The sequence below is a fragment of the Fundicoccus sp. Sow4_D5 genome, from assembly GCF_052116365.1.
Lineage (GTDB): Bacteria > Bacillota > Bacilli > Lactobacillales > Aerococcaceae > Fundicoccus.
In genome coordinates this window covers 96488-110317 of the sequence record NZ_JBQKLF010000007.1, presented here as the reverse complement: position 1 = coordinate 110317, position 13830 = coordinate 96488, and the positions used below count along the sequence as shown (strand labels likewise).

The 13830-nt window shown below is 38.0% G+C and carries 11 protein-coding genes; 9 read left to right on the top strand and 2 right to left on the bottom strand.

Annotation, left to right across the window (positions count from 1 at the left end):
- Positions 1 to 38 precede the first annotated feature (38 nt).
- The 8 genes from ACTQ45_RS09260 (at position 39) to ACTQ45_RS09225 (ending at position 10540) form a co-directional block, all read left to right on the top strand.
- Entirely contained in the window at positions 39 to 446 is a 408-nt protein-coding gene (locus tag ACTQ45_RS09260; protein WP_441753107.1) for an ArsR/SmtB family transcription factor, read from the top strand.
- A 178-nt stretch (positions 447 to 624) separates the two neighbouring features.
- Positions 625 to 1824 carry an NAD(P)-dependent malic enzyme gene (locus ACTQ45_RS09255; RefSeq protein WP_441753105.1) on the top strand — a complete coding sequence of 400 codons (1200 nt, stop codon included), beginning with the start codon at positions 625 to 627 and terminating at the stop codon, positions 1822 to 1824.
- On the top strand, positions 1817 to 3175 hold the full coding sequence (locus ACTQ45_RS09250; RefSeq protein WP_441763515.1) for a class II fumarate hydratase: 1359 nt from the start codon (positions 1817 to 1819) through the stop codon (positions 3173 to 3175). Before ACTQ45_RS09255 ends, ACTQ45_RS09250 begins: the two co-directional genes overlap by 8 nt.
- A 154-nt stretch (positions 3176 to 3329) precedes the next feature.
- Complete coding sequence (locus ACTQ45_RS09245; RefSeq protein ID WP_441763514.1) at positions 3330 to 4175, top strand: hydrolase; 846 nt, start codon at positions 3330 to 3332, stop codon at positions 4173 to 4175.
- A 119-nt stretch (positions 4176 to 4294) separates the two neighbouring features.
- Entirely contained in the window at positions 4295 to 6298 is a 2004-nt protein-coding gene (gene tkt, locus ACTQ45_RS09240; RefSeq protein WP_441753101.1) for a transketolase, read from the top strand.
- Between the two features lie 162 nt (positions 6299 to 6460).
- On the top strand, positions 6461 to 8023 hold the full coding sequence (gene cls / locus ACTQ45_RS09235; protein ID WP_441763513.1) for a cardiolipin synthase: 1563 nt from the start codon (positions 6461 to 6463) through the stop codon (positions 8021 to 8023).
- Between the two features lie 33 nt (positions 8024 to 8056).
- Complete coding sequence (ypfJ, locus tag ACTQ45_RS09230) at positions 8057 to 9010, top strand: KPN_02809 family neutral zinc metallopeptidase (RefSeq protein ID WP_441763512.1); 954 nt, start codon at positions 8057 to 8059, stop codon at positions 9008 to 9010.
- Between the two features lie 129 nt (positions 9011 to 9139).
- Complete coding sequence (locus ACTQ45_RS09225) at positions 9140 to 10540, top strand: polysaccharide deacetylase family protein (protein ID WP_441763511.1); 1401 nt, start codon at positions 9140 to 9142, stop codon at positions 10538 to 10540.
- A 99-nt stretch (positions 10541 to 10639) separates the two neighbouring features.
- Here the strand turns inward: ACTQ45_RS09225 and ACTQ45_RS09220 are convergent, their stop codons facing one another.
- Positions 10640 to 10930 (bottom strand): ATP-binding cassette domain-containing protein, encoded by a 291-nt coding sequence (locus ACTQ45_RS09220; RefSeq protein ID WP_441763510.1) that lies wholly within the window; start codon positions 10928 to 10930, stop codon positions 10640 to 10642.
- A gap of 45 nt (positions 10931 to 10975) precedes the next feature.
- Positions 10976 to 12109 carry an ATP-binding cassette domain-containing protein gene (locus ACTQ45_RS09215; protein ID WP_441763509.1) on the bottom strand — a complete coding sequence of 378 codons (1134 nt, stop codon included), beginning with the start codon at positions 12107 to 12109 and terminating at the stop codon, positions 10976 to 10978.
- A gap of 384 nt (positions 12110 to 12493) precedes the next feature.
- On the opposite strand from ACTQ45_RS09215, the gene ACTQ45_RS09210 reads away from it, so the two are divergent.
- Positions 12494 to 13801, top strand: coding sequence for an RNA polymerase factor sigma-54 (locus ACTQ45_RS09210; protein ID WP_441753091.1), 1308 nt, complete (start codon positions 12494 to 12496; stop codon positions 13799 to 13801).
- Positions 13802 to 13830 lie beyond the last annotated feature (29 nt).

The window sequence follows — 13830 nt, the reverse complement described above, 5'->3', positions numbered from 1 at the left end:
AATATACATGATATAAAAATAAAAAAAGGAGGCTCATCATGGCTGATTATGAGTGTCTTAACGATCATGAGATCGAACAAGAGATGGATAAAGTAAATGAAATTTTAAGTTCTGCCAACTTGGAGCGTAAGGCAACCGTTTTTAAGGTGTTAGGTGATTTGAATCGTGTGAAAATTGTCGAAGTTTTAATGAACTATGACCGTTTATGTGTCTATGAAATTTCTCGTTTTATAGATGCTTCAGTAGCAACAACGTCTCACCACTTAATTACACTAAGAAAAAACAGTATTATTAAGTCAGAAAAAGAAGGCAAACGTGTGATTTATTCACTAGAAGACAATGAAATTTCAGACTTAGTTAATACAGCAAGTCATTTAAACATCGAATGTCGTACAGTAAGACAGAAGAGAATGCTAGCACAAGAGTCTAAGATTGTCTATAACTAAACTCATTTAAAGTAAATAAGTAAATGAACGAGCTGATGAGCAAAGGAAATAAACCCTAGCAGTCAGCTTATTTTTGTGTCGATAATCCTTTTATTAAAATGTAAACGAATACATCTATTTTTAAGTAACCTCTGTTATAATGAATATGAAATTAACACATTAAAGAAGGGTGATATAGTTGGATATGATAGAGAAAAGTTTAGCTTTGCATCAAGAAAAGAAAGGCAAAATTTCAGTTGAGAGTAAAGTAGCGATCAATACACGTGAGGATTTAGCGTTAGCTTATACACCTGGAGTTGCGGAACCATGCAAAAAAATTGCAGAAAATAAAGAAGATGCTTATAAATACACAGCCAAAGGTAATCTTGTTGCGGTTATTACGGACGGTACTGCAGTTCTTGGCTTAGGTGATATTGGTCCTGAAGCAGCCATGCCAGTAATGGAAGGTAAAGCGATTCTTTTGAAAGAATTTGCAGGAATAGATGGCTTTCCGATTTGTTTAGATACGAAAGAAACAGAAGAAATTATTCAAACCATTATTAATATTGCCCCTACATTTGGCGGTATTAATTTAGAAGATATTTCTTCTCCACGATGTTTTGAAATTGAAAAAAGGTTAGATAGCTTATTACCAATACCTGTTTTTCATGATGACCAACATGGAACTGCGATTGTTGTTACAGCAGGTATTCTAAACAGTTTACGGTTAGTTCATAAACAATTAAATGAAATCAAAGTAGTTTTAAACGGACCGGGAGCAGCTGGGACAGCGATAGTTAATATGTTATTAGATTTAGGCGTTGAACATGTTATTGTGTGTGATGAACATGGAATTTTAAGTTTAGATAGAAAAGCGCCACTAATCGATCACAAACGTGATTTAGCTAGCAGAACGAATCCAAATCAAACGGTAGGCGATTTAACTGAAGCCTTAAAAGGGGCGGATGTTTTAATCGGAGTATCAATTGGTGGAATCGTTACACAGAAGATGGTAAAAGCAATGAATCGCGATGCGATTATCTTTGCAATGGCTAATCCAGTACCGGAGATTTTATATCATGAAGCAAAAGAGGCTGGGGCAAAAGTTGTTGGAACTGGACGTTCAGATTTTCCAAACCAGATTAATAATGTGTTAGCTTTTCCAGGTATTTTTAAAGGAAGCTTATCTGTTAGGGCGACAACAATTAATCCAGAGATGAAATTTGCGGCAGCCAAAGCCATCGCAGATATGGTGACTGATGAGGAATTATCCGAAGAATACGTTATTCCTGACGCTTTAAATAAAAGCGTAGCCAATCAAGTGGCTAAGTATGTCGCTCAAGCAGCAATCGACACTGGAGTTGCCACTAAAGCCAGCGAAGGAGCTTTTCATGGATAGAATAGAAATGGATTCCTTAGGTGAAGTCAGAGTAGCTAAAGAGGCTAAATGGGGCGCTCAAACGCAAAGGAGTTTAGAAAATTTTAAAATTGGTGATGAAAAAATGCCATTACCAGTTATTAAAGCTTTAATTCAAATTAAGCAAGCTTGCGCGGTAGTGAATCAAAAAGAAGGGAAGCTTTCGAAAGATATCAGTGAAAGTATTCAAGAGGTCTGTCAAAACTTACAAGAAACTTCTGAAATGACCACGGAGAATTTTCCCCTGTCAGTATGGCAAACGGGGAGTGGGACGCAAACGAATATGAATGTTAATGAAGTTATCGCTCATTTAACGTCTAAAGAATTAGCCATTCATCCGAATGATCATGTTAATCTTTCGCAAAGTTCGAATGATGTATTTCCTACTGCCATGCATATGGCAGCATACTCTCAGGTGACAAAAAGACTATTGCCAGAATTAGAAGCATGGATAAGTGAGTTAGATACCTGGATGCGACGGACGATCGATAAAATTAAGTTAGGTCGCACTCATTTACAAGATGCTACACCGATTACGTTTGGACAAGAAGTGAGTGGTTGGAAAGGAATGATAGAGGGTAGCCTTGATATGATTCGCTCAAATAATGAACGTTTATTAAAACTGGCAATTGGAGGGACAGCCGTTGGAACAGGACTGAATGCCTCGGCTAATTTCGGAGAGAGCGTTTCGATGGAATTGGCTAGTATGACGGGTTATCCATTCGTTAGCGAGCCTAATAAATTTCTAGCTTTAACGAGTCATCAGCCACTGTCAGTAGTCCATGGCACTTTGCGAGCATTATCTGCTGATTTAATGAAGATTGCTAATGACATCCGTTGGTTAGCGAGCGGCCCTCGAGGTGGATTGGGTGAACTTACCTTACCGACTAATGAACCAGGAAGTTCGATTATGCCAGGGAAGGTTAATCCAACTCAAGCCGAAGCTTTAACGATGGTTGTCACTCAAGTCATGGGTAATGATGTGACTATTCAAATGGCTGCAAGCCAAGGGAATTTTGAGTTGAATGTTTATAAACCTGTGATTATCTATAATTTTTTACAATCTGTCACACTGTTGTCAGACGCGATGCAATCATTTAGAGAAAAATGTTTAGTAGGTATCCAGGTCAATGACGACCAAATGACTGACTGGGTAAACTCTTCATTAATGCTGGTCACGAACTTAACGCCATATATCGGTTACGAGAAGGCTGCTAAAATTGCTCAATATGCGTTTATTAATGAACTGACATTAAAAGAAGCGGCTATGGCACTAGAATATGCAAATGCAGCTGATTTAGATAATTGGCTAGATGTGGATAAAATGATCTGATGTATCGATTATTTTTATAAAGAGACAATTCAACGATCTAAGAGAGGGCATCAAAACTCTCAAAGCTATCCCATTTTCTAAGTTGGTATCGTTCTAATAGATATTCGACTGGATATTCGTTAATATTAAACAGACAAGTAAAGGGGGAATTTCGATGTCAAAAGATGAGAATAAGCAAGAAGAAGTAAACGTTGATAAAATCAAAATAGAACAATTTGATTATAATATCAACCCTTATCAAGCAGTTACAACTGAAATTGATGAACATAACGAGCAACATGTTGTATTAACAAACATTAGTAAACCTAGGCGTAAACAAGTACCTGAGTATACATCGCAGTTAAGAGGGCGAATTGTAGAAGTCCCTAAAGAAATCTACGAGGCGTCAGGTATTATGATTTTTGGAAGCCGGATTAAATCTTTATTATTTACAACGGATGTTGCAGTGATTCGTAATAGTAATGCTCAATCAGTTATGGCGGTTTATCCTTTTACGCCACAAGGCACCATTACGCAAGCAGTGATTAATTCATCATCAGTTCCGGTATTTGCAGGCGTTGGTGGAGGAACAACAACTGGTCAGCGAAGTGTTCAGCTAGCCTTCCAAGCAGAAATTATGGGGGCTTATGGTGTAGTCGTCAATTCACCAATGAAAAGCGAAGTGATAGAAGAAATTAATAAAACGATTGATATTCCTTTGATTGCCACCATTTCTAGTTTCCATGATGATTTCATGTCCAAATTAAAAGCGGGAGCAGATATATTAAATATATCAGGTGGCGCAGAGACAGTTGCTTTAGTGAAACATATCCGCGATACAGTTGGACCTGAGGTTCCAATCATCGCAACAGGGGGACCATCAGGAGAAGATATCACAGCAACGATTGAAGCCGGAGCAAATGCTATTACTTACACGCCACCAACTTCTGCTGAAATATTTGCTGAAGTAATGAAAAAATATCGACACGAACTAGATGAGACATCTGAAGCTGAATTCTAAAAACTAAACTAAACGCCATCTTTTGGAATTTGTCGAAAGGTATGGCAAATGTCAAAAAATGATTAACTTAATGGATTGAACATGTTATAATGATGTGGAAAGAGAGAAGGGGGAAAATTATGTTTAACGAAAAAGATATCATTGCTGTTAACACTTTACGTGCGCTGAGTGTTGACCAAGTAGAACAAGCTAACTCAGGACACCCAGGTTTACCGATGGGTGCAGCACCAATGGCATATGCATTGTGGGCAGGACATTTAAATATTAACCCTAAACAGTCGAAGTGGATTAACCGCGACCGTTTTGTATTATCTGCAGGACACGGTTCTGCTTTACTGTATAGCTTGTTACATACAGCAGGATTTAACCTATCAATCGAAGACCTAAAGAATTTCCGTCAATTGAATAGTGCGACACCAGGACATCCTGAAGTGACACATACAGATGGTGTTGAAGCAACAACTGGTCCTTTAGGACAAGGGATCGCTCAAGCTGTAGGTATGGCAATGGCAGAAACTCATTCTGCTGCTTTATATAACACACCAGAACATGAAATTATTGATCACTATACATACGCTTTAGTAGGTGACGGAGATTTAATGGAAGGTATTTCATATGAAGCTGTTTCATTTGCTGGTAAACAAAAATTAGGTAAACTAGTTGTTTTATATGATTCAAACGACATCTCATTAGATGGCGATTTAGATCAAGCTTTCGTTGAAGACGTTAAAGGTCGTTTCGAAGCACAAGGCTGGCATTATTTACGCGTTGAAGATGGAAATAACTTAAATGAAATTTCTGACGCAATCGAAGCAGCCAAAGCTCATGCTGAACAACCAACACTAATTGAAATTAAGACAGTTATTGGCTACGGTTCACCGCAACAGGGAACGGCGAATGTTCACGGAAACCCATTAGGAGCTGACAACTGGACAGTTACTAAAGGTGTTTACGGTTGGGAACATGAAGCATTCTCTGTTCCAACAGAAGCCGCTGAATTATTCTCAGAAAAAGTAACTCAACGAGGCCAACAAGCACATGCTGAGTGGGAAAAAGCATTTGATGCTTACGCTGCAGCTGAGCCAGAAAAAGCAGACGCTTTAAAATTTGCTTTCTCAGGTCAATTACCCGCTGATTACGATGAATTATTAACATTTGCTGATGTAGATACAAAGGCAGATGCGACTCGTAACTCAAGTAGTAAAGCAATCCAAGCCATCGCAGAAAAAGTTCCATTCTTCTGGGGCGGATCAGCTGACTTATCTGGATCAAACAAAACGATGAACAACTCATCAGAAGACTTCATGCCTGAATCGCGCGATGGCCGTAACATTTGGTTCGGTGTTCGTGAATTTGCAATGGCAGCAATGATGAACGGTGCAACTTTACATGGTGGTAACAGAATTTACGGAGGGACTTTCTTCGTCTTTACTGACTACTTGAAAGCAGCTGTGCGTTTGTCAGCAATTTCTGAATTACCAGTTACTTATGTAATGACTCACGATTCAATCGCTGTTGGAGAAGATGGACCGACCCATGAACCTATCGAGCAATTAGCCGCTTTCCGCGCGATGCCTAACTTAAATGTTTTGCGTCCAGCAGATGTGAATGAAACATTCGTCTCTTGGAAAATTGCATTAGAGTCTCAAACTCGTCCAACAATGTTAGTTTTAACTCGTCAAAACGTACCTGTTTTGCCAAACTCTAATAAACTTGCTGAAGAAGGCGTACGTAAAGGTGGGTATGTGATTTCACCATCTGAAGCTGAGACACCAGAAGGTATCTTAATTGCAGCAGGATCTGAGGTTTCATTAGCAGTTGAAACACAAGCTAAATTAAAAGAACAAGGAATCGATGTATCAGTAGTTTCAATGCCTGCAACGAACTTGTTCGATGAGCAATCTGCAGAATACAAAGAATCTGTTCTTCCAAACGCAGTTCGTAACCGTTTATCAGTAGAAATGGGATCAACTTTTGGTTGGGCTAAATATGTAGGGCTTGATGGAGTAACTTACGGAATTGATACATTCGGTAAATCTGCACCTGAAAAAGACGTTCTACCAGATTTTGGTTTCACAGCAGAAAACATCACAAAAGTTTATACAGATGCATTTAAAAAATAATTAGTACAATGAGTTTAAGCTACTAGTGACCTATGGTTGCTAGTAGCTTTTTTGACTCTACTTTAGATGAACGATCAGTCCCAAAAGATGAAAGAATCAGTTAGTTATGATAAAATTTAAGTATTCTTAAATAATTAAGCTTGTAGATAGGAGAATCGTCAAATGAAGTTGCCTAGGCCAAGAACACGTTCGATTAAGGCTGCGTTACTGATGATCATTTTCATCATTCAAATTGTCTGGTTAATTATAACATTCAATAATCTGTTAGCGTATTCAGTGTGGTTAAATATTCTTTTAACACTATTTTCAGTAGGGATGATTTTATATCTTGTGATTAAAAATGAATCTCCTGCCTATCGGATGAGTTGGATTATTCTAATTTCACTATTTCCGGTTTTTGGTGGCTTATTTTATTTCTTATTTGGTAATAAGAGACCCGCACGCAAAATGTCTAAAAAAATTCAAGAACAAGTTCATAAAGACTTAGATAAAATGTATGAAGTACCTAATGCTAAAGAGGCCTTATTGGAACACGATTTTCGAGTAGGAAGTTTAGCAAACTATATTAATAATTATGCTAATATGCCAGTTTATTCGAATACAGACGTGGAATATTTTCCAAGCGGTGAGTCAATGATGGAGACACTTATTAGAGACTTAGAGAGTGCTCAAAATCATATATTTGTAGAGTTCTTTATTATTGAAGGGGGACAAATGTCCGACGCAATTTTTAATGTATTAAAGAAAAAAGCGGCGGAAGGCGTCGATGTCCGCCTAATTTATGATGATTTTGGTTGCTTGATGCGCTTACCAAGCAACTTCGACAAACAGATGGAAGAAATCGGCATCAAAGCGTTAAAGTTTAATCCGATTAAACCGAATTTAACCTTGGCTTATAATACCCGTGATCATAGAAAAATCATTGAAATTGATAGTACCATTGCTTATACGGGCGGTTTAAACTTAGCAGACGAGTATATTAATACGATTGATCGCTTTGGTTACTGGAAAGACAATATGATCAGACTCCAAGGACCTGCAATTTGGAACTTAACGACGCTCTTTTTAGATATGTGGAACGCATTTTATCCAACGGATGAAAGTTATGATAAATTTATAAATAAAGAAGTCCGTTTGCAGACAAACCAATTGATGGATAGTAAAGAAGCGGTTTTGGCAAAAGGCTTTGTTCAGCCTTTTGGTGATTCGCCATTGGATGATGAAGCGTTGGGTGAAAATGTTTATCGTGATATTCTCAATATCGCGCAAGATTATGTGTATATTTACACACCTTACCTAGTTATTTCTTACGAGCTTCAACAAGCTCTAACGCTAGCTGCTAAAAGAGGTGTGGATGTACGCTTATTGACGCCAGGTACACCAGATAAAAAAGCAGTTTACCGGATGACTCAATCTTACTATGCGCCTTTACTTGAGGCTGGAGTAAGAATCTATGAGTATACACCAGGGTTTTTACATGCGAAGACTTTTGTCTGTGATGATAAGATAGCTTCGATTGGCACAATTAATCTGGATTATCGTTCGTTATATTTGCATTTTGAAACGAGCACAATGCTATATTATCATCCTGTGGTTGATGTTATTAAGCAAGATTTTTTAGAGTCACAAGCAGAATCGCAAGAAATTTACTTAGAAGATACGCGAACAAATTTCTTAGGAGAATTATGGGATTCGTTTCTTAGAATATTAGCGCCATTTGTATAAAAGAAGAAAAAAATCACTTAAGGAGGGGTGTACATGAAATGGGAAGATTTAAGGAAAAGTCGAAACATAAAGGACAGACGTGGTCAAAGAGGTGGTCGAAACTCAATGCCGAACTTTGGTGGTGGTAGTAACCGTAGCGGTGGCATGGGCTCTAGTTTACTGTGGCTGTTACTGGGTTCAGGTGGCAAGAGTAAATGGATCCTCATTGCAGTTGTTGCCTTTATGTTGATAGGTGGTGGTGGTAGTGGCTTGTTTGATCTAGGGTTTAACACAGACAATAACGTGTCACAAACACAACGTCAAGGAGACGTATTGCAGAACGATTCACTAGCTGCAGATACAACAGATGCAGAGTATGAATTTTTATCCGCTGTTCTAGGGAGTACGGAAGACTTTTGGGCACAAGAATTTGAAAGGTATGGGTTAGAATATCGTTATCCGACACTGGTTGTATTCTCTGGCAGTGTTGAGACTGAAGGTTGTGGTTTTGGAACGACTCAAGTGGGGCCGTTTTATTGTCCGGCAGACGAAACACTGTATATTGATTTACAATTCTATCGTGATTTAACTAATCAATATGACGCACCAGGTGACTTTGCTATGGCGTATGTTGTTGCGCATGAAGTAGGACATCATGTCCAAAACTTATTGGGGACAATGGATGAATTCAATTCAGCAAGACAGAGAATGTCAGAATCACAAGCGAATGCTTTGACTGTTAGATTAGAATTACAAGCGGATTATTTCTCAGGCGTTTGGGCACGTTACGTTGAAGGAGAAGGAATTCTCGAAAGAGGCGATATCCAAGAAGCGATGCAAGCTGCACATGCTGTAGGGGATGATACTTTGCAAGAAGAAGCCTATGGCCGTGTAATGCCTGACTCATTTACTCATGGCACGTCGCAACAGAGGCAAGAATGGTTTATGCGTGGTTTTGAAAGTGGAACAATTGAAGGTGGAGACACGTTTAATACTTCGATTGATTAATAATCGAACGAAGTCTAAAGATTTAAGCAAGAATTTGTTTCGTCACTCAATTCTTGCTTAAATCAATTATAATGTAATTTGATACACTAAAAGTTTATTAAGACTATTTTGTTAAGGGAGTTGTTGAATGTGTCACATACAGATGGTGCTGAGAGTAGAGTATCACGCCGAGCAAGTCAAGAGCGAAAGAAGCGCAATTTGATAAGTAAGATTGTGGTGATAGGATTGGGTTTGCTTGTTTGTGTAGCTGCTGCGATGTTTATCCCTTCGGATTCAGCGCAATTTAATACACAGGAAGTTCAAGCAGCAGTCCAACAACTCTATTTAAATGAGCAACAGGATTATTTAAATCCAGATGTGACTCGTGAAATGATTGAAGACACGGTTGAAAAAGTTGAGCACTTAGGAATAAAGGAAACAGAAGCTGTTTATCAAAAAGCTCAAGAAGCACGCCAAAAATTCTTGGCGATTGAGGCTTTGTCTAATGTTTATGCGACAGAAACAGCTGTGATTGAAGGAGAGAGCGTTCAAGCCGATCTTAAATTAAAAGAGGATTTAACGCTCGCTTCAATTCAAGAAATAAGTACCCGTCATCAATTAACGGGTGAAGATGAGTTAACTACACAAATCAATCGTCTATATACTGAAGCGACGCAGGTGCTTGAGGAAGTGGCTACTGTTGAAGAACTACTGGGAACATTGCCGAATGACCTGTCAGGTGAGGTTAACTTAACTGAACTTTTACCACAATTAATCGAAGTTGAAACGGAACTAGAACGTTTAGAGGGGCAGCCTTCAATTGAAACTTTCCAATCAGATTTTGAGGATAAAGTAACGGAGGTAGCCGACGTCATTAAAGAACAAGCTGAGACAACGGAGTTTGATGAAGCGCTACTGGAGACGATGTTTAAATGTAATACTTTGTCCAAAAATCTTAGTGGATCGATTTTAGATTCACGTAAATTAGTTTCGTTAACCTTTGATGACGGACCTAATCCACTTTACACACAACAAGTCTTGGATATATTGGCCAAATATGAAGTAAAAGCAACGTTTTTCTTGTTGGGACAAGAAGTGGAACGTCATCCTGATTTAGCTAAGAAAATTGTTGAAGAAGGTCATATGGTTGCCAACCATTCTTTTGGTCATCCGAATTTGGCTGAAATTTCAGATGAGGAAGTATTGAAGGAAATCAATCAAACGCAAGACGTTATATTTGATGCGACGGGTGTCACACCGACAATGTATCGTATGCCATATGGGGCAGGGGGCGCTCGTGTCGTCAATCTATTTCCCGAATTGGAGTCTGTTATTTGGAATGTAGACTCTGAAGATTGGATTAGCGATGATGCGTACTTAATTTACGAAAACGTTGCTGCCAATATGTTGCCGCATACGGTTATTTTAATGCATGATAAGCACCAATCGACGGTTGATTCACTTGAACTCATTATCCCAGATTTACTCGATCAAGGTTATGAATTCGTCGACCCATTAGAAGTAGGGATGGAATTTTTATACTACGAATAAACAAAACAGCAGGTCATCTTCTCTTTTAAAAAGAAGGTGACCTGCTGTTTTTATAGGCGTTCAAGAAAGCTATGATCCCATTCATAATAAACACATGCTTTACTTAATTAATTTCAGTTGTGTATCCTCGATTTTATAAAGGTGATCAGCTACCTTTTCAACAAAATAGCGATCATGAGAAACTAATAAGACAGTCCCTGGATAGGGTATAATGAAATCTTCTAAGGCTTCCCTAGTGTTTAAATCAATAAAATTAGTCGGCTCATCCAAAATAAGAATATTTGACGGCTTGGCAAATACTCGTGCTAAGGCAATGCGTGTCGCTTCGCCTCCGCTTAATGTTTTAAGAGGTAAATGGACCTGATTATGATCAAAACCTAATCGGATCAAGAGAGCGCGGATGATGTGCTCTGGATAATCTGATTCTGATAGTAATCACTCTAGTGGTGAATGAAGTTGAGTTAAGTGATAGTCCATCTGTTGGTAAGTCATAATCTCAGCTTTAGGTGACACGCTAATTCCTTCATTTTGTTCGAGGATATAAGATAGTAAACTACTTTTACCTGTCCCATTATTGCCTGTCAGAGCAATCGTTTTATTCAATGGGAATTGAAAGCTGACCTTATCCAGTAGTGTTTTATCCCCACGTTTCAATGTAATGTCTTCTCCCATGATAGGGTAATCATTATGGAGTGTAAGATGAGAAATCGTTGGGAATTGGATCCGATCTTCTCGTTTAGGCGCATCAACTTGCTTGAGTTGTTCCAACCGTTTGACAATCGCACTAGCGGATTTGTGTAAATTCTTTTGAACAGTATCCTTTTGTTTGGAACTATTCAAGCGGCTCGGTTTTATGTGTCTCTTTTTTTGCTTAGACGAAACCGTTCCCGCCGATTTAGCTTGTTGTTGCTTTACTGAGGCTGCTTTTTCTAGACGAGTTTTTTCTAGTTGGTACTTTTCAAACGCATGGTCCTGTTCGACGATTGCTTGATGTTTTTGAGCTAAATACGCATCATAGTTACCAGGATAAACATTCATTGTTCCGTTTTCTATTTCCCAAATGGTAGTTGTTAGCTGATTTAACAAATAGCGGTCATGACTGACTAAAATCAAGGTCCCATAATAATCACGAAGTTCTTCAGTTAGTAAATCAATACTTGTTTGATCTAAATGAGTGGTTGGTTCATCTAAGATTAAAGCCGCTTGATAAACACTAAGCGCTTGAATGAGGCGGTATTTAGTTAATTCGCCTCCACTCAGTGAATGAAGGGGCACATTAGATAAATTGAAATGACTCATTAAGTCACTGTCTAAATCTTCTGCTCGGTAGAGTTCGTCGATTTCAGCACTTTGAGAGAAGTAATTAAAAGCTGTATAGGTATGACCCCTTCCTTGATCAGGTACTAGTTCGCCAGCAATTAATTTAAGTAAACTAGATTTTCCATGCCCGTTACCACCAATGATTCCGATACGGTCATTTTCATAAATGCTCAGCCCATCGATTGTAAAGAGCTCTTTGCGGCCAAAGTTATGGTGAATATTCTGTAAATCTACGATTAAATTTTCCAATGTATTGCACTCCTTTTCAGTCGTGCACGTTTGCGACAATCCTGAAGAAAGTACGCCAAAAAAGGATAGCCTAGCTATCCTTCGACATGTTTGAATGTAAAAATGAGCATACTCATCCTAAGAAAGTGTCGTTAGTACAAGACTTTTGAATAATCTATTTAATTAACATTTATTCAAAAGATCTAACTTAATTCTCATCGATGATAGCATTTCTATACCTCTTTCTACTATGTTATCCTCAATATTATCACGAACGACGGGATTGTCACCCCTTACATCGTGCGTCCTTGTGATAGACGGGTGTCTAAATATGCTCTATAATAGAAGGGTATAGAAATTATTCCTTATTCAGAAATTAAACTTTAAAGAAAAGAGGGGAGAAAAGTGAGCGAAAAACATTTAAATAGTCCATCACATCCAGAAAATGATCATGATGAGATTAAAGTGTTTCAAGGATTGACTCAAACGGCTATTACGAATAATCGTCAATTATTGGATATTCTTGATTTAAATGCCGAACAATTAACTTATTATTTAGAAGAGGCTATCCTAGAAAATCCATTTATTGATTTAGATTATGCTTTAGAAAAAGGTGTTGCCAACATTCATCATCATGAGAAAGATGCGACGATTCAAGGTGTGGATCCGCAACTGCCACGTATGCCTCAAAATTTATCGACATTTTTATTTGAACAAATCATGTTATATCGTCAAACAGACATTCGTGATGCGATGGTCCAAATAGTGGATTATCTAGATGAACGAGGTTACTTGCCGGATTCTTATCAAGACTTGGCTAAAAAAATTAACATGCCACCGATTGTAGTCTTAGATGCGATTACGCTACTTAAGCAGCTTGAACCAGCAGGAGTAGGAGCACGCGACTTGCAAGAGAGTTTGATGTTGCAAACGGAACAAGATAATCATGCGCCGAACGTCGCTTATCTATTATTGGAAGAACATTTCGCTTCATTGTCTGAACAAGATTATGCTGAAATAATCGATCAAACAGATTTAAGCTACGAAGAAGTGATGGAATGTGTGAACTATTTCCACACCTTGCGCCCTTCACCAGCGACCTTATTTGACCAACAAGAAAAAATTAATTTAATCCCTGATGTGACGGTTGTTAAAACACAATCTAAGTTAGGTGTGAGGTATAATCGTCAATACTATCCTAAAATTAACTTCAATCAAGCTTATTATGATGAAATGAAGAATAAAAAAGATAGTGAGTTACTTGCTTATATCGAGCCACATCAAGCAAATTATTTAAAACTATCTGAGAATTTACGCTTAAGAGAACAATTAGTTTTAGAGGTAACCAAAGCGATTGTCATTGCTCAAAAAGATTTCTTTACGAAGAAAACTCAAGAACACTTGCCTTTATTAATCAAAGATATTGCACAAACCGTACGTTTGTCAGAACCTATTGTTAACTTAATTGTCACAAACAAAAATCTAGAGTTTGATAAGTATGTCTGCCCACTCACAGACTTCATTAATGTGACAGCTAAAAGAGGGCGCAGTGGGCTATCAGCGTCTAATATTAAGCAATTAATTTATGAAATTTTAGAAAAACATTCGGATGAGATCTCTGATGAAGAAGTAGTGGAATTACTAAAAGATCAGAAAATTATGATGAGTCGCCAATTAGTGCATAATTATCGTCATGGTTTCTCTCAAACATAGTCATTAAAAATAAATATCCCTCATGACCA

Coding starts and splice junctions, on each gene's coding strand:
- ACTQ45_RS09245 (WP_441763514.1), top strand. CDS start 3,330: ATGTCAAAAGATGAGAATAAGCAAGAAGAAGTAAACGTTGATAAAATC.
- cls (WP_441763513.1), top strand. CDS start 6,461: ATGAAGTTGCCTAGGCCAAGAACACGTTCGATTAAGGCTGCGTTACTG.
- tkt (WP_441753101.1), top strand. CDS start 4,295: ATGTTTAACGAAAAAGATATCATTGCTGTTAACACTTTACGTGCGCTG.
- ACTQ45_RS09250 (WP_441763515.1), top strand. CDS start 1,817: ATGGATAGAATAGAAATGGATTCCTTAGGTGAAGTCAGAGTAGCTAAA.
- ypfJ (WP_441763512.1), top strand. CDS start 8,057: ATGAAATGGGAAGATTTAAGGAAAAGTCGAAACATAAAGGACAGACGT.
- ACTQ45_RS09260 (WP_441753107.1), top strand. CDS start 39: ATGGCTGATTATGAGTGTCTTAACGATCATGAGATCGAACAAGAGATG.